The sequence below is a fragment of the Cupriavidus consociatus genome (assembly GCF_017814975.1).
GTDB classification, from domain to species: Bacteria; Pseudomonadota; Gammaproteobacteria; order Burkholderiales; family Burkholderiaceae; genus Cupriavidus; species Cupriavidus consociatus.
Genome location: NZ_JAGIQA010000018.1, coordinates 122,986 through 141,542, shown reverse-complemented (window position 1 = coordinate 141,542; position 18,557 = coordinate 122,986). Strand labels below are relative to the sequence as shown.

The 18,557-nt window shown below is 64.9% G+C and carries 12 protein-coding genes; 8 read left to right on the top strand and 4 right to left on the bottom strand.

Going from position 1 to position 18,557, the window contains the following annotated elements:
- Window positions 1–12 precede the first annotated feature (12 nt).
- Together J8I82_RS23720 and J8I82_RS23715 are read left to right on the top strand one after the other, a co-directional pair.
- The gene (locus J8I82_RS23720; RefSeq protein ID WP_020423669.1) at window positions 13–1,233 is read left to right on the top strand and encodes an ABC transporter substrate-binding protein; all 1,221 of its coding nucleotides are present in this window, start codon (window positions 13–15) and stop codon (window positions 1,231–1,233) included.
- Entirely contained in the window at window positions 1,230–2,822 is a 1,593-nt protein-coding gene (locus J8I82_RS23715) for an aldehyde dehydrogenase (NADP(+)) (protein WP_209761306.1), read from the top strand. Before J8I82_RS23720 ends, J8I82_RS23715 begins: the two co-directional genes overlap by 4 nt.
- A 57-nt stretch (window positions 2,823–2,879) precedes the next feature.
- On the opposite strand, the gene J8I82_RS23710 is transcribed toward J8I82_RS23715, so the two are convergent.
- Window positions 2,880–3,758, bottom strand: coding sequence for a LysR substrate-binding domain-containing protein (locus J8I82_RS23710; RefSeq protein ID WP_209761305.1), 879 nt, complete (start codon window positions 3,756–3,758; stop codon window positions 2,880–2,882).
- A gap of 163 nt (window positions 3,759–3,921) precedes the next feature.
- Between J8I82_RS23710 and J8I82_RS23705 the strand changes: the two genes are divergently transcribed.
- The 6 genes from J8I82_RS23705 to J8I82_RS23680 are packed head-to-tail and all read left to right on the top strand — an operon-like array spanning window position 3,922 to window position 11,111.
- The gene (locus tag J8I82_RS23705) at window positions 3,922–5,043 is read left to right on the top strand and encodes a glycoside hydrolase family 88 protein (protein ID WP_209761304.1); all 1,122 of its coding nucleotides are present in this window, start codon (window positions 3,922–3,924) and stop codon (window positions 5,041–5,043) included.
- Between the two features lie 26 nt (window positions 5,044–5,069).
- On the top strand, window positions 5,070–5,510 hold the full coding sequence (locus J8I82_RS23700; protein WP_011296169.1) for a MaoC family dehydratase: 441 nt from the start codon (window positions 5,070–5,072) through the stop codon (window positions 5,508–5,510).
- Between the two features lie 37 nt (window positions 5,511–5,547).
- Complete coding sequence (locus J8I82_RS23695; protein WP_209761303.1) at window positions 5,548–7,116, top strand: acyl CoA:acetate/3-ketoacid CoA transferase; 1,569 nt, start codon at window positions 5,548–5,550, stop codon at window positions 7,114–7,116.
- A gap of 26 nt (window positions 7,117–7,142) precedes the next feature.
- Window positions 7,143–8,273, top strand: a complete 1,131-nt coding sequence (locus tag J8I82_RS23690) for an iron-containing alcohol dehydrogenase (RefSeq protein WP_209761302.1) — start codon at window positions 7,143–7,145, stop codon at window positions 8,271–8,273.
- An 11-nt stretch (window positions 8,274–8,284) separates the two neighbouring features.
- Window positions 8,285–9,427 (top strand): acyl-CoA dehydrogenase family protein, encoded by a 1,143-nt coding sequence (locus J8I82_RS23685; protein ID WP_209761301.1) that lies wholly within the window; start codon window positions 8,285–8,287, stop codon window positions 9,425–9,427.
- 28 nt (window positions 9,428–9,455) lie between these two features.
- Entirely contained in the window at window positions 9,456–11,111 is a 1,656-nt protein-coding gene (locus J8I82_RS23680; RefSeq protein WP_209761300.1) for an acyl-CoA synthetase, read from the top strand.
- An 851-nt stretch (window positions 11,112–11,962) separates the two neighbouring features.
- Here the strand turns inward: J8I82_RS23680 and J8I82_RS23675 are convergent.
- Genes J8I82_RS23675 through J8I82_RS23665 form a run of 3 tightly spaced genes read right to left on the bottom strand, consistent with a single transcriptional unit; the run spans window position 11,963 to window position 18,371 of the window.
- On the bottom strand, window positions 11,963–15,289 hold the full coding sequence (locus tag J8I82_RS23675) for a helicase C-terminal domain-containing protein (protein WP_209761299.1): 3,327 nt from the start codon (window positions 15,287–15,289) through the stop codon (window positions 11,963–11,965).
- Window positions 15,286–17,118, bottom strand: a complete 1,833-nt coding sequence (locus J8I82_RS23670) for a phospholipase D family protein (RefSeq protein ID WP_209761298.1) — start codon at window positions 17,116–17,118, stop codon at window positions 15,286–15,288. The genes J8I82_RS23675 and J8I82_RS23670 overlap by 4 nt, the downstream gene beginning before the upstream one ends.
- The gene (locus J8I82_RS23665) at window positions 17,112–18,371 is read right to left on the bottom strand and encodes a DUF6361 family protein (RefSeq protein WP_209761297.1); all 1,260 of its coding nucleotides are present in this window, start codon (window positions 18,369–18,371) and stop codon (window positions 17,112–17,114) included. The genes J8I82_RS23670 and J8I82_RS23665 overlap by 7 nt, the downstream gene beginning before the upstream one ends.
- Window positions 18,372–18,557: the final 186 nt, after the last annotated feature.

Sequence of the window (18,557 nt, the reverse complement as noted above, 5' to 3'; positions counted from 1 at the left end):
AGGAGACACATGATGAACAATCGCATCAAGCTGCTTTCGCTCGCCGCGCTGCTGACGGCCTCGACGGCGCAGGCCGAGATCACGGACGGCGTGGTCCGGATCGGCGTGCTCAACGATCAGACCGGCGTTTATGCCGGGCTGGCTGGTCCCGGTTCGGTCTGGGCCGCGAAGAAGGCGGTCCAGGACTTTGCGCCCGAGAAGCATGGCCTGAAGGTGGAGATCGTGGCCGCCGACCACCAGAATAAGCCGGACGTCGGGGCGAGCATCGCCCGCCGCTGGTTCGACGTGGACAAGGTGGACGCTATCGTCGACGTGCCGACCTCGTCGGTCGTCCTGGCGGTCAACCAAGTGGCCAAGGAGAAGAACAAGGTGATGATTGTCACCGGCGGCGGCACCTCCGACCTCACCGGCAAAGCCTGCACGCCCAATGCGATCCACTGGGCCTACGACACGTGGGCACTGGCGAATGGGACTGGTAAGGCGGTGGTCAAGTCGGGTGGCAAGAGTTGGTTCTTCGTGACTGCTGACTACGCCTTCGGCCACTCGCTCGAACGCGACACCGAGGCCGTTGTCGTCAAGAACGGTGGCAAGGTCCTCGGCAAGGTCCGGCATCCTTTCCCGGGCAACGATTTCTCCTCCTACCTGCTTCAGGCTCAGGCCTCCAAGGCACAGGTAGTGGGCCTGGCCAACGCCGGGGGGGACACCATCGGCGCGGTCAAGCAGGCCGCCGAGTTCGGCGTGACCGCCGGCGGTCAGAAGCTGGCAGGCCTGCTCGTCTTCAGCAGCGATGTCCAGGCGCTCGGCCTCAAAGCCGCTCAAGGCCTTTTGCTGAGCGAGACCTGGTACTGGGACATGACCGACGAGAACCGCAAGTTCGGCAAGGAATTCGCCGCCGCCAACAACGGCAAGTTTCCAACCATGGCGCAGGCGGGCACGTACTCGGCGGTGACCCACTACCTGAAGGCAGTGGCGGCGATGAAGGCGGACGGCGACGGCGCTGCCGTGGTCGCGAAGATGAAGGCGATGCCCACCGACGACAAGCTGTTCGGCAAGGGCAGCATCCGCGAAGACGGCCGGAAGATCCACCCGCTCTATCTTTTCGAGGTGAAGAAGCCGTCGGAATCGAAGTACGCGGGCGACTTCTACAAGCTCATCGCCACCATTCCCGCCAACGAGGCGTTCCGGCCGATGGAAGAAGGTGGCTGCCCGCTCATTGGGAAGAAGGCGTCATGAGGATCACCGGACATATGCTGATCGGGCAGAGCAGCGTCAGCGGCACCGCCGGCGCGTTCAAGGCGTTTTCTCCGGCGCTTGCCGCCGACATCGAGCCCGCGTTCGGGGGCGCCGGCCCCACCGACGTCGATCAGGCCTGCCGCCTCGCTGCGAGCAGCTTTGCGAGGTATCGCGAGACGACGCCCGAGACCCGCGCCAGCTTCCTGGAAACCATCGCCGCCGGCATCGAAGGCCTCGGCGACGCCCTCATCGAGCGCGCCATGGCCGAGACGGCTCTGCCGCGAGCGCGTCTGCAGGGCGAGCAGGCGCGCACGGCGGGCCAGTTGCGGCTGTTCGCAGGGGTTGTACGGGCCGGGCACTGGCATGGGGCGACGTTGGATACGCCCTTGCCCTATCGCACGCCGCTGCCGCGCCCCGACCTGCGCCGACGCAACGTCCCGCTGGGCCCGGTGGCCGTCTTCGGCGCCAGCAATTTCCCGCTGGCGTTCTCGGTGGCCGGCGGCGACACGGCGTCGGCCCTCGCGGCGGGCTGCCCGGTGGTCGTCAAGGCCCACCCAGCGCATCCCGGCACTTCCGAACTGGTCGGCCGGGTCATCCAGGCGGCGGTGGCCGAATACGGGCTGCCGGAGGGGACGTTCTCCCTGCTCTTTGGCGTTGGCAATGACGTAGGACAGGCGCTCGTCGGGCATCCCGCCATCCGGGCGGTCGGCTTCACCGGCTCCCGGGCCGGTGGCCTCGCGCTCTTGCGGCAGGCAATGGCCAGGCCCTTGCCGATTCCGGTCTACGCCGAAATGAGCAGCGTCAACCCGGTGCTCCTGCTGCCACATGCGCTGGCAGATCGTGCCGAAGACATCGCGCGGGAATTTGTCGATTCGCTCGTGATGGGCGTCGGCCAGTTTTGCACCAACCCCGGTTTGGTGATCGCGCTGGAAGGGGACGACTGTGATCGCTTCGAGGCCGAAGCCGGGCGGACCGTACAAGGCAAGCCGGCGGGTACGATGCTGACGCCCGGCATCGGCCGCGCCTACGCCGCCGGGGTGGCGCGCCTGCAGTCGCATGAGGCAGTACGAGGCGTGGCCACCGGCGAAAGCAGCAGCGGCGCCTGCGCGGCGACGGCCCATCTGTTCGCCACCGACGCGGCCAGCTTTCTGGCTTTTCCCGAACTGGGTGAGGAGATATTCGGTCCCTGCTCGCTGATCGTCAGATGCCGCTCGGCGGCGGATGTGGCGGCGGTGCTCGACGGGCTGGAAGGGCAACTGACCGCCACGCTGCAGATGGCGCCGGCGGACCAAGCTCTCGCGGCCGAACTGCTGCCGCGGCTGGAAGACCGGGCGGGCCGAATCCTGGTAAACGGCTTCCCGACCGGCGTGGAAGTGAGCCACGCCATGGTCCACGGCGGACCGTTCCCGGCCACGTCCGATGGGCGCAGCACGTCGGTCGGCAGTGCCGCCCTCGAGCGGTTCCTGCGCCCAGTGTGCTATCAGAACTTCCCATCCAGCCTGTTGCCGGCCGCGCTGGCCGACTTCAACCCACTGGCGCTCGACCGCCACGTCGACGGTAGCCTGTCGCCGACCTCCCGTCGCGACTGAACACCCGCGCCATCCTCCACCTTGCCCATGTTGCAGCGGGCGAGGTCGGGGGGACCCTCACAGCATGCTTTTGGCCGTCTCGATGAACGCCGTCATGAGCGGCGTTGGGGTGCGCTGGCTATAGCCGAGCATGATCTCGATTGTCGGCTGCCGGCCTTCGATCGGCTTGTAAACCACGTGGTCGAACTTCACCTTCCGGACTGATGCTGGCACGAAGCCGATGCCCGCACCGGAGCTGACCAGGCCGAGTAGCGTATAGACCTGCCCCACTTCCGAGATAACCTTCGGTACAAAACCCGCCGACGCGCACATGCGCATGTTCATGGCGTGGAAGTCCGGCGCCATCTCTGGTATGTACATGATGAAGGGCTCCTGCGCACATTTCTTCAGAGAAATCGACTCAGCATTCGCCAACGGGTGTCTTGCCGGCACGGCCAGCACGAACGGCTCTTCCAGGATGGTCTCCCATGTCACTTCCTCAAGGTCTGGCACCGGCCGCATGAAGGAAATATCCGCGTCACCCCGGCGCAGAGCTTCCGCCTGTTTGACGACCGGAAACCAGCGCAGCAGGATTTCGACGGAAGGAAAGCGTTCTCGGTAGGCGCGCAGGATGGGCGGCAGCAGCGTATAGGACGTGTGTTCGAAGAAGCCGACCGTCAGCCGACCCGTCTCGCCGCGATGCGCGCGTTGCGCCTGCACGACTGCCCTCTCGGTAGCTCGCAGGATCTGCCGCGCTTGCTCAAGGAAAATGCGACCCGCTTCCGTCAGCTCCACGTGCCGACGCGAGCGATTTAGCAGTGTGACATCCATCTCCTCCTCGAGTTGGCGGATCTGCATGCTCAGCGGAGGCTGTGCGATGTGCAGTCGCTCGGCCGCTCTCGTGAAATTAAGTTCCTCAGCGATGGCGATGAAGTACCGCAGGTGGCGAAGGTCCATCACTATATCCATTGAGTATCAAAGATCCATTAATTATATATTGGACACTAGTTTGTGCAATCCCTAGGATTCCATGCATACCCCGCTCCGCACGCCACCCCAGTCGGTCCGCAAGGCTGGCACCGGAGACCGGACAAGCCAATGTACGCATGGAGACAAACATATGGATTCCAGACTGATCGATGATGCGCTCGATCGCATCCTGCAACGCATCGATGCGACGATCGCGCAGGACGAGGTGGGCTTTCCGCACTATGGCAATCCGGCCGACGGCACCTGGACACGCACCCCGGCCGGCGACTGGACCGGTGGGTTCTGGGTCGGGATGCTGTGGCTGGCTGCCTTGCGCACTGGCGAGCAGAAGTACCGCGACAGCGCCCGCATGTGGTCCGCACGGCTGGCGCCGCGGGTGGTGTCGAAGTCGGTGTTCAAAGGGTTCCTCTTCTGGTACGGCGCGCAACTCGGCGGCTCGCTGCTGGCCGATCCGCAGGCCGCGGGGCTCGCCCTCGACGGCTCGCGTGGCCTGGCGGAAATGTACAGCGAAGCAGCCCGCCTGATCCCGCTCGGCACCGAGGCTGAGGAGGCTTCCAGCGTGGGGGCGTGCGAGGTCAACATCGATGCGATTCCGGGCACCGTGGCGCTGCTGCTGCGGCACGACGCCGCGCTCGGCACGGGCGAGATCGGCCGCCAGCACCTGCGCCAGCACATTGCCTTATGCGTGCGGGAGGATGGCTCGGTTTGCCAGTCCGCCACATTCAATGCTGCCGATGGTTCGCTCGTGAAGCGCTACACGCACAAGGGCATTCATGACAGCAGCACCTGGGCCCGCGCCCAGGCGTGGGGCATGCTCGGCCTCGCACAGGCGCTGTCGTGCGGCGAGCAGGCGTTCAAATCCGACGCGATCCGCGTGGCCGATTGGTGGGTCGCGCACCTGCCCGCCGACTGCGTGGCCTTCTGGGATTTCGACGATCCCGCCATCCCGCACACTAACCGCGACACCTCGGCCACTGCCATCGCCGCCGCCAGCCTGTTCAAACTGGCTGCGCTCATCCCGGAGCGGGCGGCAGTCTACCGCCAGGCCGCCGTCGAGAGCATCGAGCAACTCGTGATCCGCTTCCTGACCCCGGTCAGCCCAGGCGATGTACGGCAGGCGGGCATCCTCACCGGCGGCTGCTTCAACAAGCGCAATGGCGTCGCCATGGATAACGAACTGGTCTGGGGCGACTACTTTCTCTTCGAATCTCTGCTCATCCTCGCGGGCAGGATTGACGCCACCCAGGTCTGAACCCAACCCACTCCCGGAGAAACCAAGTGTCCGACATCAAGATCCCGCACGAAGGCAACGTATCCACCCTTATTGGCACGCACACCAGCTACACGCGCACCCTCGGCGAGTACGACATCTATGCCTTCGCCGGCATTAGCGGTGACAACCACCCCAATCACATGGACGAAGAATACTGCAAGCGCATGGGCTTCGGCGGCCGCATCGCGCAGGGCGCCATGATGGTCGGTTTCATCGCCGGCGCCGTGACCAAGTATCTCGACATGATCAAACGCCCGGCGGTCTCCTACGGCTACGACAACGTGCGCTTCACCAAGCCCGTTCGCATCGGAGACACCCTCACCGTGAACTACCGCATTGCCCGCGCCGACGACGAGAAGAAGCGCCTGTGGGCTGAGGCGACGCTACTCAACCAGCGGGGCGAGACGGTCTGCGTCGGTACCCACATTATCCATTTCCAGGCCTGAGCCCGGGCTGCGAGCGGCGAGAAAGGTGAGAGATCGCATGAGCAAGATCTGTACTGCGGCGCAGGCCGTTTCGGATATCCGGCCCGGCCAGAGCGTGGGCAGCGTCGGCGTGATCGGCTGGCTGACGCCGGACGCGTTGTTCCAGGCGCTGGCGCAACGCTTCCATGAGACTGGATCGCCTCGTGACCTGACCTTCTTCTTCCCGGTCAGTGTCGGCGACGGCATGGGCATCCGCGGCATGGATCACGTGGCAGTCGAAGGGCTGATGAAGCGGATCGTGTCGGGCAACTTTACCAATGCGGTGAATCCGGCCACCGGCGAGCGCCCCGAGTTCATGCGCCTGATCCGCGAGAATCGGGTGGAAGCCTACTGCTGGCCGATCGGCGCCACCATGCACTGGCTGCGCGAAGTCGCCCGGCGCAGCCCAGGCTACCTGACCCGCATCGGCCTCGGCTCCTACATCGATCCGCGCCAGCAGGGTGGCAAGTACACGGCGCGCGCCACCGACGACCTGGTGCGGATGCAGGAGCTGGACGGCAAGGAATACCTCTTCTATCCGAGCTGGCCGCTCGACGTGGCGTTCCTGCGTGCCACCAGCGCCGACGAGCACGGCAACCTGAGCTTCGAGGACGAGCCGATCACGTCGTGCGCGCTGGCCATGGCGCTGGCGGTGAAGGCGTCAGGCGGCACCGTGATCGCACAGGTGCGCAAGCTGGTGCCGCGCCACGCCCGGCCGGCGCATGCGGTGCGGATTCCCGGCGTGCTGGTGGATCGCGTCGTGGTGGAACCCGACGCCATGATGACCACCGACATCCGGTACGACGATGCCTATCTCGGCGGCCAGCTTTTCGACGGTCGCGCCTCGGACCGCCTGACGCCCGGCGCCGACAAGGTGATCGCTCGGCGGGCGGCCCGGGAAATCAGGCCCGGCGAGGTCAGCATCTTCGGCTTCGGCGCTTCGTCCGACGTGCCCACGGTGATGATGGAAGACGGCCTGTTCGCCGACGGCGGCCTGCATCGCTACAGCTTTACCACCGAGCACGGCCCCTTCGGCGGCGTCGTGATGAGCGGTTGGCAATTCTCCGCCAACAAGTATCCGGAGGCCTTGATCGACGGCCCCTCGCAGTTCGACTTCATTGACGGCGGCAACTGCCCGATGGCGGCGCTGGCCTTTGCCCAGTTCGACCGGGCCGGGAACATCAACGTCAGCCGCTTCGGCGCGGCCAATCCGGGGCCGGGCGGCTTCATCGACATCGCCTACAACGCGCGCAAGCTGCTGTTCACCGGCACCTTCACCACCGGCGGCCTCGCCGCCGACACCACCGACGGTTTCCTGTCGGTCGGGCGTGAGGGGAGCGTGCGCAAGTTCGTCGAGCGCGTGGATGAGATCACCTATCCGCTCGGGCGCAACGTGGCCGAGCGCGGCCAGGAGGCCAAGGTCATCACCGAGCGCGCAGTCTTCTCGGTGGCGCCAGACGGACTGGTGCTGGAGGAGGTTGCGCCCGGTATTGACATCAGGTCGCAGGTGCTAGACCTGATGGCCTTCCCGCCGGTGCGCGTGGCGGAGCCGCTTCCGCGCATGGACCCAACGCTATTCCGCGCCTGACGCATCGACATATCTACGAGGAAAACATGGCTGTCATCAACTACCTGACTACCGTTCACATCGACTTCGGCGCCATCCGGATGCTGGGGGCCGAGCTGCAGCGCCTGGGCATCCAGCGACCGCTGATCGTCACCGACCGCGGCATCCGCGCCGCCGGTATCGCCGACAAGGTGCTCGACGCCCTGGGCCCGGATTGCACGCCCACCGTCTTCGAGGACACCCCATCCAACCCGACGGAAGCCGCCGTGTCCGCCGCGACCGGCCTTTACCTCGGCAATGGCTGCGACGGCATCGTGGCCGTGGGCGGCGGGTCGCCCATCGACCTGGGCAAGGCCACCGCGCTGCTGGCGACCCACCCGGCACCGCTGCAGACCTACGCGGCGGTGGAGGGCGGCGCGAGCCGGATCACCAGCCGGGTCGCCCCGCTGGTGGCCATCCCGACGACTGCGGGTACCGGCAGCGAGGTGGGCCGGGGCGCTGTCATCGTCATGGAGTCCGGCCGCAAGCTCGGCCTGCTTAGTCCGTTCCTGCTGCCGAAGCTCGCCATCTGCGACCCCGAACTGACGCTGGGATTGCCTCCGGCCCTGACCGCCGCGACCGGCATGGACGCCATCGCCCACTGCATCGAGACCTTCCTGGCGCCGGCCATCAACCCGCCCGCCGAGGCGATCGCTCTGGACGGCCTGCGCCGCGGCGTGGCCAATATCGGCAAGGCCACCGCCGACGGCAGCGACCGCGACGCGCGCTGGAACATGATGATGGCCGCCATGGAAGGCGCGCTGGCCTTCCAGAAGGGGCTGGGCGCGGTGCATGCCCTGTCGCACCCGCTGGGCGCGGTGCCCGGCGTCTCGTTGCACCACGGCACGCTGAACGCCGTGCTGCTGCCGGCCGTGCTGCGCTTCAACAAGCCGGCGACCCAAGCCAAGCAGGCCGCACTGGCACAGGCCATGGGCCTGCCCGCCGGCGGGGACCCGGTTCAGGCCATCAGCGACCTCAACGCCCGTCTCGGCTTGCCGGCCGGTCTCGGCGCCATGGGCGTGCCGCGTGACGTGTTGGAAGACATCGCTGTCGCCGCCACGAAGGACCACTGCCACGCCACCAATCCCCGCATTGCCACGGTCGACGATTACATGGCGATGCTGCAGGAATCGTATTGAGGAGGAAGACGATGTCATACGTCGCAGAACACCACGAGATGATCCGCGAGGCGGTGCGCCGCTTCGCCGAGGAAGAGATCGCACCGGTCGCCCACCGGTTGTGGGAAGAGGAGAGTTTTCCCTACGAGATCTGGCGCCGGGCCGGCGAACTGGGCTATATCGGGCTGCCGTACCCCGAAGCCTGGGGAGGTAGCGGCGGCGACTGGCTTGGCTTCGCCATTGCGCTGGAAGAGATCGCCCGCGTCGATTGCGCCGTGGCAGTGGCCATCATGGCCAACTCGACGGCGGCCAGCCTGCTCAACAACTACGGCACCGACGGCCAGAAGGCGCGCTTCCTGCGGCCGATCCTGACGGGCACGCAGGTCGGCTGCATCGGCCTGACAGAGCCGAACGCCGGCTCCGACGCCGCCAATATCCAGACCCGCGCCGTGCTGAAGGATGGCTGCTGGGTCATCAATGGCGCCAAGACCTTCATCAGCAACTCGGGTTCCGAGATCACCGGCCCGATCGTCATTGCGGCGGTGACGGGAACCCGGCCCGACGGCCGCAAGGAGATTTCGAACTTCATCGTGCCGAACGGCACGTCCGGCTTCAGTCATGGCAAGAAGCTGCACAAGATCGGCTGGCGCGGATCGACCACATTCGAGCTGTTCTTCGAGGACTGCGCCATTCCTGCCAACCACCTGCTTGGCGAGGTCGGGGCCGGCCTCCGGCAGACCTTGTCACAAGTGAGCACCGGCCGCATCCTGATCGGAACGCTGGGCCTGGGCATCCTGCAGGGCTCGCTGGAACGCTCTGTCCGCTACATGAGCGAGCGCACAGCGTTCGGCAAGACGCTCAACCAGTTCCAGTCGTTGCAGTTCAAGCTGGCCGACATGGCGACCCACGCACACGCCGCCCGCCTGATGCTCTACGACGCTGCGGTGGCCAAGGACGAGGGCCGGCCCTACGATCGGCAGGCCTCGATGGCAAAGCTCTTCGCAACCGAGAAGGCCATGGAGGCGGCCCACCAGGCCGTGCAGATCCACGGCGGCAACGGGATCATGACGGAGTACGCGGTATCGCGCGCGTTCGGAGATGCCAAGGTGCTTGAGATCGTTGAGGGGACCTCCGAGATCCAGCGGATGATCATCTCCCGCGACGTAATGCGCTGACGCACGGCTGCAGCCAGTGAGGCAATCCATGGAACACGTCGAACACAGCGCGAATGGGCTGGAGCGCAGCCCGGTCAACTTCGTGCCTCTGACACCGATCTCCTTCCTGCGAAGGACGGCCGAGGTCTACCCTGAGCGTACAGCCATCATCTACGGCGAGCGCCGCACGAGCTGGCGGGCAATGCTGGACCGCAGCCGCCGCCTCGCGTCGGGGCTGGTGGCCGCCGGCGTCAGGACTGGCGATACAGTGGCCGTGATGGCCGCCAACACGCCGGAGATGCTGGAGATGCATTTCGGCGTGCCCATGAGCGGCGCCATGCTGAACACGTTGAACGTGCGCTTGGACGCGGCCGCCATCGCCTTCATGCTCAGGCACGCGGATGCAAAGGTGCTGATCACCGACACGGAGTACGCTGACGTAGTCGAAGCCGCACTGGCGCTGCTCGACGACAAGCCACTGGTGATTGACATCATCGATCCCGCCGTCAAAGCGGGCCGCAGGCTGGCGGAGATCGAATACGAGGGCTTCCTGGCCGGGGGCAATCCGCACTGGGAGGGCGGCGAGCCCGTCGACGAATGGCAGGCCATCGCCCTCAACTATACGTCCGGCACCACGGGCAACCCAAAGGGCGTGGTCTACCACCATCGCGGCGCCTATCTGGCTGCGCTGTCGAACATGCTCGACTGGGGCATGCCCCGGCACGCCGTCTTCCTGTGGACGCTGCCGCTGTTCCACTGCAATGGCTGGTGCTTCGCCTGGACGCTGGCGGCCAACGCCGGTACCAGCGTCTGCCTGCGGCGGGTGGATGCTGCCGCCGTGCTCGATGCGATTCGCGAGCACCAGGTCACGCATTACTGCGGAGCGCCGATCGTGCATGCGATGCTTGCCCACGCACCTGAAGCGTGGAAGGCGGGCATCGACCATCCGGTCCACGGACTCATCGGCGGCGCGCCGCCGCCGATGCCGGTGATCGAGGGCCTGTTGCGCATGGGGATCAGGATCACCCAGATCTACGGGCTGACCGAGGTCTACGGCCCCGCGGCGGTTTGCGTGGAGCAGCCCGAATGGAACGACCTCAGCATCGATGCGCTGGCGGAACGGAAAGGACGGCAGGGCGTCCGCTACACTGCGCAGGAAGGCATGGCCGTGCTGCATCCCGAAACCCTTGTGCCGGTGCCGTGGGACGGGAAGACCATCGGCGAAGTCATGTTCCGCGGCAACATGACGATGAAGGGCTACCTGAAGAACCCCGAGGCCACGGCGGAAGCTTTTGCCGGCGGCTGGTTCCACTCGGGTGACCTCGCAGTCGTCTGCCCGGATGGCTATGTACAGATCCGGGACCGTTCCAAGGACGTCATCATTTCCGGCGGAGAGAATATCAACTCGCTGGAGGTGGAGGAGGTGCTCTACCGGCACCCCGCGGTGCGCGTGGCAGCCGTCGTCGCCCAGCCGGACGAGCGTTGGGGGGAGACGCCATGCGCCTTTGTCGAAGTCGCCGATGGCGCTAGGGTTGGCGAGCGCGAACTGATCGAACATTGCCGCGCCCACTTGGCGCACTTCAAGGCGCCGAAGAAGGTAGTCATCGGCCGACTTCCCAGGACGTCGACCGGCAAGATCCAGAAGTTCCTCCTCAGGCAACAAGCAAGCTGCGGCGCTCCCTGGCCCGGCCACGTACCGACGTGAGTTCTCCCGTGAATGGGTTTCGGTGGCCAGCCGAACCTGCTCTTCACTTTCGGGATATCCGTGAGCGCCCGGTCGTGGCGGAGCAGAAGACTCGTGTCCGGCATCGCATTGGCAGCGAAGACCGGTTGATCGACCGCCTTGGCGACATCTTGCGCGAGATGCGTGACTGGCGGGGGGCTACCGCTCGGCAGGCACGGCATATGGCCAGGCGTCACGGTATCGGCTACCAGGCCGCGCTGCTCTTCCTCTATCGCGCGGAGATGCGTTCAGCGTGCCCGAGGCGCATGGTGATCTGTCTAGCTGCGGCGGTGGACCTTGGCATTGACTTGAGCGGCTTCCCACCTGGATGCAGGATCGAAGAGGCAGAGTTGTCTTCGGAACTTCGGGTCATGTATTGGGCGGCCTTACGGAGGGGCGCAGGGCGGAAATGGAGCCAGTGGCCGGGTGATGGCGCCGGACAAGCATGAGTACAGAGTAATTTCGGATGGTGGTCGGCTAAATCGGCGGTGATAGGCGGCCGTAGGCATGGCAACCCGTGAAGTTGCTCCGATCCTTTTCTGCCGTTTTGACGCGCTGATTGCTGAATGACTGAAATGGCGACCGTCTGCCGAAGCAGCATTAGGGCGAATGACCGTTGGACTCGAATAGCCGTCATCGTGTTGAGGAAGATTCGAACGGCGCAGAAGGGTCGTTCTGCGACTGTCGCGGTTTCCGATACCGTCGACGCCCGACTGCGCACCAGGAGCTGGTAGCTACCAGCTATCCCTTAGCGGTGACGCCGCCAAGCTCCGTGCCCGCACCTGCACGCGGGCTCGGCCGCTGGCGGACAGCACCCCAAGGCTCTCGCCTCCTTAAGCCGCATCTGTGCGGTCTTCGCCTGTCGCTTTCAGAACACGGTTGATCGGCGCGAGATCGACCAGCAGCGCATCGCGGATCTCTCTCAGATCGGCGTCCTTGTAATTCCGCCTGAGCAGGTTCTCGATGAGCTCCTGCTGTCGTGGCTGGCCGAACGACAATCGATAAAGAGAGAGAATCCGCAGAATCTCGTCAAGTCGGTCGATTTCGCTACTGAACGGCGCCACCGGTACGATCCGTTCGAGGCACGCGGAGCCACGCGGGACATACCAGTACGGCACGAGATCCGTTCGGCGCTCATCCTTGCTTGCAAGATCGAAAAGTCGCGTCCAGACGTCGTGTGACTGCAACGGCGCGGTCGAAGTCAGTGCGTCGCCATAAGCCTGCGCGACACGCTGGCGCACCACCAGCGATTTATAGCGGTTGATGCGCCCTTCACGCTGCTCGAGATCGATCGGATTGGCAGGCAGGCTCCAGTGCACGACGCGCCGGCAATACCAGTGAAAATCGAGTCCTTCCTGACCGATGGACGTCGAATTGAGCATGAACGGCCAGAACGGCGAATTGAACGATGCACGCACGTTGGTGATCCGCTTGATGCCCTCTTCCTCGGTGCTGCTCTGATTACCGAATGGCACGGCATAGTGGCAGTGGAACGTCACGTCGTGCCGCTTCATCTGGCCTTTCAGCGGTGGAAGCGCGGTCTGCGCCGTGAGCGACACCGCACCCGGCGCGATGGCCGCGTGAAACGCCCCGACCGACTCGTCCATGCCGCGATGAACCGATTTGAGCAGATGCAGGAACTCGTCGAACACGGCCTGCAAATTGCCCATCGCGGCGTACGATGAGACGGCTACCCAGGGCTTGGCACTGGGCAGCACGGCCCGCAGCACACGCTGCGATTCCATGCGGTTCATCTTGTCAATGAACGACGATGCGCAGTCCGTCGCGTGCGCGAGCAGTTTGTCGTCGGAGTCGTCGGCCGCGCCGGTCTCCCAGACCGTGCCGAGCGTGCGCCGCATGCACACCGCCGGCCCGGCGATGGCAAGATCCACGAGCCAGCCGAGCAAGTCGGCAGGCGGCTCGCCAAGTCCGCCATCGGCGCGGGCAAGCGCCTCCAGAACGCGCGGCACGTGCGCCTTGCGTGTCTGACTGGCCACGGAAAATCGCGAGAATGCGCGCGCCCAGCCCGTTGCGCATGCCTGCGTGTCGTTGTCGCCATCGTGAATCATGTCGAGCAGGAACGGCGCGAGCGCGTACCAGCGCGCGCTGTAACGCTGCGTCCCGTGCCCGTAGCGCTCGCACAGCAGGCGGAAATCCGCCGTCAGTTCGTCGCGCACGCGCTGCCTGACTCCATCGAGCGAAACGCCAGGATGACATACCGGCACGGCCGCCAGACGCGCGGACGGATAGATCAGCCCCCACGCCGGACCGATCTTCGATCCATCGAACAGCAAGGTGCCTTTGTACGCGTCGCGGTTGTCGAGATAATCGTGACGCTTGCGCCCCCTGGCCAGCAGACGCCGTTCGCACTCGTACGAAACGTAGCTGCTCAGTGCACGCGGAGCCAGCACGAGCGAGGAAAACAGCAGTGTCTTGCTGAAGCCTTCTTTGTCCTTGAAGGGGCCGCAGCCCACATAGTTGGACAGGCTTGGCGGCACCCAGAGCAAGCGTTCGGCGCCCTCGGGCGCAGCCGCACGCAACACTTGCGCGAAGCGTCCGCTCGGCGCCTCGCGCGTCAGATCCAGACTGTAGTTCCGGAAGCGCTGGTACGGAATCCAGCCCGCGCCGGCTTCCTTCAGCGCCTCCTTGACGGGCGTATCTCTTGCATGCAGGCGAAGCGTCTCGCGAAGCTGATAGCCGCTCAGGAAAGACAGGCTCCATGGCGCGGCCTTGTGGAACTGCATGACATCGCTCACGGCGTGACCACGGCTAAGTGACTTGAGCGCCTGTGCGAGACGGTCGAGTGCGACGAATCCATCGATCTCCGCCATTTGCGGGCGTGCATCCAGTTCGTGCGCCCGCACGGTCACGAAGATCTTCTCGATGTCCGGCTCGATTGCGCCCCGCTCGGAGCGGCAGATATAAGGACGCAGCGCATCCTCGACGCGGTCGCGCTCGACCGTGCTGAGCGTGCCCGGCACCAACGGTGCTGCCGGCAGCGTCAGCAATTGCCGCAGCAGGGCATCGCGCGAAATTGCATAACGACCGAGCACGTCCTTGTCGTCCCGGCACAGGTAGCCGAGCAGATCGTTGAGCTGCTTCTCGTGCGCCTGGCCCTCCTGATCTTCGTCGAGATGCGTCAGCGCCTTGAACGGCGTCGCCGACAGCAGAAGCGTTGCATAGCCGGTGCCTTCATGCAGCACCCGCCTCGCGATGATCTGCTCCTCCGAAACGGTGTCCTCGCCGGCAGCCGCATCCGGCGTAGCGGGGCCGGCGTGCAGCAATGCCGAAAACCGCTGGAATTCATCGAGGATAAAGATATCCGCCTTCAGATTGCGCGCGCAGGCTTCGACGAACATCTGCCGGATGCCGCCGCGCACGCAGGTCGTCAGATGCGAGCCGTGTTTGATCGTCCTGATCTTTTCGGCCGCCGCTTCGGAGAGGCTCTGGATCAGAGTGGCCCACGAATGCAGATTCAGTTGCAACGCTTTCGCCGCAGTTCGCGCGGACGCGTCGAGCTTCGGCTCCTCCTTAAGACGCCCGATGAACTCCGCGCGCGCCTGAGGCTCGAGCTCCCGGTTATCGCAGTACCACGCAGCGTACTCCCATGCGCCCTTCACGCCGTTGCGAAAGAACTCTTCCAGGTGCTCGGTGTCATTGATCTGGCGTGCACTCTTCACAGCGAGCCAGAGGATGTAGCGCTCCAGCGCATTCCCGCCTCCCCGGCTCAGCGAAAACGAAGTCGCTGGCGTGAGTGAGCATGATTCCATCAGCGTGCCGGGTTCCGGGTCGTCCTGCTTGAGACCGAGTTCCGCGAGACGACCGAATTTCAGCGAACTGACCCACTGCTCCTGCTCACTGCCGCTGAACACGGCGAGCTTGCCCGCGTTCTCGTGCGCAAGCGCCTGATTCGAGCAGATATAAACCACTCTGAGCGGCTGCGCAGCGCGATTGTCTTCCAGGCGGCGGCTCAAAAGCGAAGCCACGACCCCGCGGGCCACCAGCGTCTTGCCGAGTCCGACTTCATCGCCGACCAGCAGTCGGCCGTGAAGCCCCTTCGGGCCGTCGAGACGCATGCACGCCTGCGTGACTGTTGCGCGCTGAAAGTCCCTCAAGTCACCCAGCGCGTCGTGGATGCGCTGTTGCGCTTCATGCTTCATGCGTTTCGTTCCTGATGGTAGGCGACAAAACTGTCGAAGAGCGCGTCCAGCCCTTCCGGCAAAGTCTCGACTTCGGCGCGAATACGCCGGTAAATATCGATGGCACGGCTCATCCGGCGCGGCGCGCGCGAGGCCGCCCGCAGGAGTTGCTCGTAGAGCGCGCCCTTGCCGTCGAGCCCGAACACGTCTGCGCCCTGCCCGTTGCCGTCGGCGCGCGACCAGTCGGTGCGCGACGGATCCAGGTCCAGAATCAACGCGAGGTAACGCAGGAGCTTTCTGCCGTCGCCGACGATATCCCGGAACAGCGCACCCTTGCGCCGCTCGAGCAAGTCAACGGACAACGCCGCCTGCACGACGAGTCGCTTGCGCACGCCTTTCGGCGACACGATCTCGACCGGCAGGAATGCGCTGATGTCCGTCAGGCTGATGCCGGTCCATGCCATCGAAGCGCCGAGCGCGCGCGGATCGTCGCGGCAGAGCAGGCGCACGATGGCCTCATAGCCCGCAGGCAATCGTAGGGCCGCGCAGTCCGGCTGCATGTCGAGCCGCAGATCGAACCGGCCCGGCTCGCTCTGATCTTCCTTCACATGGAGCAGCCACCCGGTGGAACTGAGTGCATGCACGGCGCGGCGCATCGCACTGTCTTCCTCGGGGCTGGCCGATCCGGCTTCGCGAAACTCGTGCTTGTGGAACACGTTCGACGTCTTCCATGCTTCCAGCAAGGCGTCGGGACCGATCTTGCGGTTCATCCCCGTCAGTCGCAGCATCAGTTCGCGATTACGGGGCGGCGCCAGCTTGCCCGGCTGCCCGAACGCGGCGTTCGTCATATTCGCCGAACCGACATGCCAGATGGCCTGCGCACCGTGCTTCGCGACGATGAGCTTGGCGTGAAGATTCTGTTGCTCTGGCGCGCGGCTTTCGTGCCGCTCCTCGCCGTCGACCACGCGCTCCGACAGCGACAGGCAATCCCATTTGTCCAGCGCGTCTCTGCCAATCTTGTCGAGCGTGTCCCCCCGGCTGATGAGCGTGCGTCTCGCGTCATCGCGCGTGCGGCTGGCCAGTTCGGCGAGCATGCTTTGTCCATCGGCATCGAGGAAAGGTGACACGACCAGCAGATCGCCGAACTTGTCCGGCAGATCCAGCGGCACGCCAGCGGTCTTCTCATCGCCGTGAAAGCCCGGCAGCACCTCGAACGCCGGGTCGAACTGATCGGGCGCCGTCCAAGCGACATGTCTGAGGGCATCGCACCAGACTTCGATCTCCGCAACGTGGCGAGGGTCCTGCGCCAGCGAGCGCAGAAACGCGAGGAGACGCGGATCGCCGTTGCCGCTGCGTGCCGTTTCGCCGTCGATCGACACGGCGAGATCCCAGCTACGATCGAACGTGAGGTTGCGCGACAACACCAGCAAGCGCCAGCGGTCCGCACCATCCTCATCCAGCGCGGTGAACCGCAGCAGCCACACTTTCGGATGGAAGGACGCGAACGGACCGTCTGCGCCTTCGAGCGCCACGACCGGCACGAGCAGCGGCTCGAGCAACGTAAAGAGGCGATTGAATTTGTCCGGCACCTTGATGTTGCCGCGCTGATAAAACACCATCAGGCGCTTCTGAAGCTGATCGATGGACTCGAGCAACGCCACACGCTCGCTCGACAGTTCGCCTTCCTCCTCTTCTTCCAGCGTCTGATCCAGCGAGAGCGCAAGCGAAGCGGCGGCGAGCGTTTCGAGATCGAGCGAGAAGGTGGTTGCGATGGCCGAGTGCAACGCATAGCCGGCAGGCGCGCGCAGTTGACCGCCGTAGTCGAGACGATCGCTTTCGAGCTTCAGCAAGGCAGCACCTCGACGATATCGTTCAACATGCGCCGCACGGTCTGCCAGCGATAGTCGAGCGCACTCATGCCGTACCAGTCGGCACGCTCGCGCGGCAGCTTGATCAACAACGAGCGAGCGGGCTTGTTTTCGACGGCCTGAGTACGGACAAGGGCATCGAGATCGGAGCGCTTCGGCGCGTGAGCCTGATTCAGCGCATTCCATCGTTCGAGGAATTCGATGGTCCGCCGCTTCACGCGCGTGCCGCCCGCCTCGGCGACGCTCAGCCACTCGAGATCCGCGCCCGGATGGAAGATGCCGGCGAGTTTGACTGTTGCGCGCCAATCGGCGTAGAGCTCATCGCAGAGCGCGTGCAGACGGTCATCGTCGATGCCTTCCGCAATCAGTCGGTTGAAAACGATATGCGCGCCCTCGACTGCGAGGCTGAAGCGCTGCGCCGCCGCAATGTTGTTGCGGCACGTCTGGCTGAACGAGAGTTGTCCGGCTGCCCATGCGCTGAACGCGGCAAAGCTGGCGTGGTCGTCGCTCAGCGCACTGGCCGCCAGGTCGTTGGAAAGCAACTGGGCGCAAACCGTGTCGCCAAGGTCACGCGCCGTAGTGAAGCGCTCGCGCAGGAAAAGCGCTTCGTCCACGTCCAGTTTCAAGGTGAGACCGGTCGGCCAGTCGCCTCGCGATCCGGGCGGCCGTCGCACGGCGGACTCGAAGCGTTGCCCGGCGTCGTCGCTGCCTTCGTGGGAGCTTACGACTTCCTGAGCTCCCCCGTCGCGTCGCCAGTAGCGGCAGAACTCCGCGAGCGAACTTTGCGTGCGTACGATTTCAAACACGCGCAGGCCGTTCCAGTAAGTCGAGGACGGGCGCCGCGCAACGCCGCCCTGCTCCACTACGGTGTGACCGATCACGCCTTCGGGTTCCAGGTCCGCCGCATCGTAGTTGGTCTTGAGCGTCCTGGCGAATTCGTTCTCCGCGATCTTCAGATATTCGTCGAGCGGTCGGCGGCGGCGCTTCGCGTCCGGCAACTCCGCCCAGTCCAGCATGATCTTCGGCACGGCGAGGAAATACCGTGCGCGCGTCTGAACCGTGGTGAAGCCGGGAAAGAGCGTGTCTGCGTATGCATCGCGGAGCTGTCCGAAGCCGAGTTCATCCAGCGTGCCCGGTTCTTTCATCAGCGCGAGCACTTCATGCACGCGCTTGCGGTCCGTCGAAGAAAAATCGATCCATCCAATGCTGCTCATCCAATCTCCGTCGATATTCATGCCGTCCGATCTGCAAGATATGTGCGTCACGCACTGCTTCGGTCAAGCCTGTCGAAAAGACTCTTCGGACTCTTAAAAAAATCCTGTCTAGTCCTGTTAATCGGCCATGCCAAAGTAACATTGACTTTGGGCGAGCACGGAAAACCACTGGACTTCTGAAGACGCTCCTTCAGTCGATATCAGATG

Excerpts from the sequence above, each read along its gene's own strand:
- J8I82_RS23720 (WP_020423669.1), top strand. The coding sequence starts at position 13 with ATGAACAATCGCATCAAGCTGCTTTCGCTCGCCGCGCTGCTGACGGCC.
- J8I82_RS23715 (WP_209761306.1), top strand. The coding sequence starts at position 1,230 with ATGAGGATCACCGGACATATGCTGATCGGGCAGAGCAGCGTCAGCGGC.
- J8I82_RS23710 (WP_209761305.1), bottom strand. The coding sequence starts at position 3,758 with ATGGACCTTCGCCACCTGCGGTACTTCATCGCCATCGCTGAGGAACTT.
- J8I82_RS23705 (WP_209761304.1), top strand. The coding sequence starts at position 3,922 with ATGGATTCCAGACTGATCGATGATGCGCTCGATCGCATCCTGCAACGC.
- J8I82_RS23695 (WP_209761303.1), top strand. The coding sequence starts at position 5,548 with ATGAGCAAGATCTGTACTGCGGCGCAGGCCGTTTCGGATATCCGGCCC.
- J8I82_RS23690 (WP_209761302.1), top strand. The coding sequence starts at position 7,143 with ATGGCTGTCATCAACTACCTGACTACCGTTCACATCGACTTCGGCGCC.
- J8I82_RS23685 (WP_209761301.1), top strand. The coding sequence starts at position 8,285 with ATGTCATACGTCGCAGAACACCACGAGATGATCCGCGAGGCGGTGCGC.
- J8I82_RS23680 (WP_209761300.1), top strand. The coding sequence starts at position 9,456 with ATGGAACACGTCGAACACAGCGCGAATGGGCTGGAGCGCAGCCCGGTC.
- J8I82_RS23675 (WP_209761299.1), bottom strand. The coding sequence starts at position 15,289 with ATGAAGCATGAAGCGCAACAGCGCATCCACGACGCGCTGGGTGACTTG.
- J8I82_RS23665 (WP_209761297.1), bottom strand. The coding sequence starts at position 18,371 with ATGAATATCGACGGAGATTGGATGAGCAGCATTGGATGGATCGATTTT.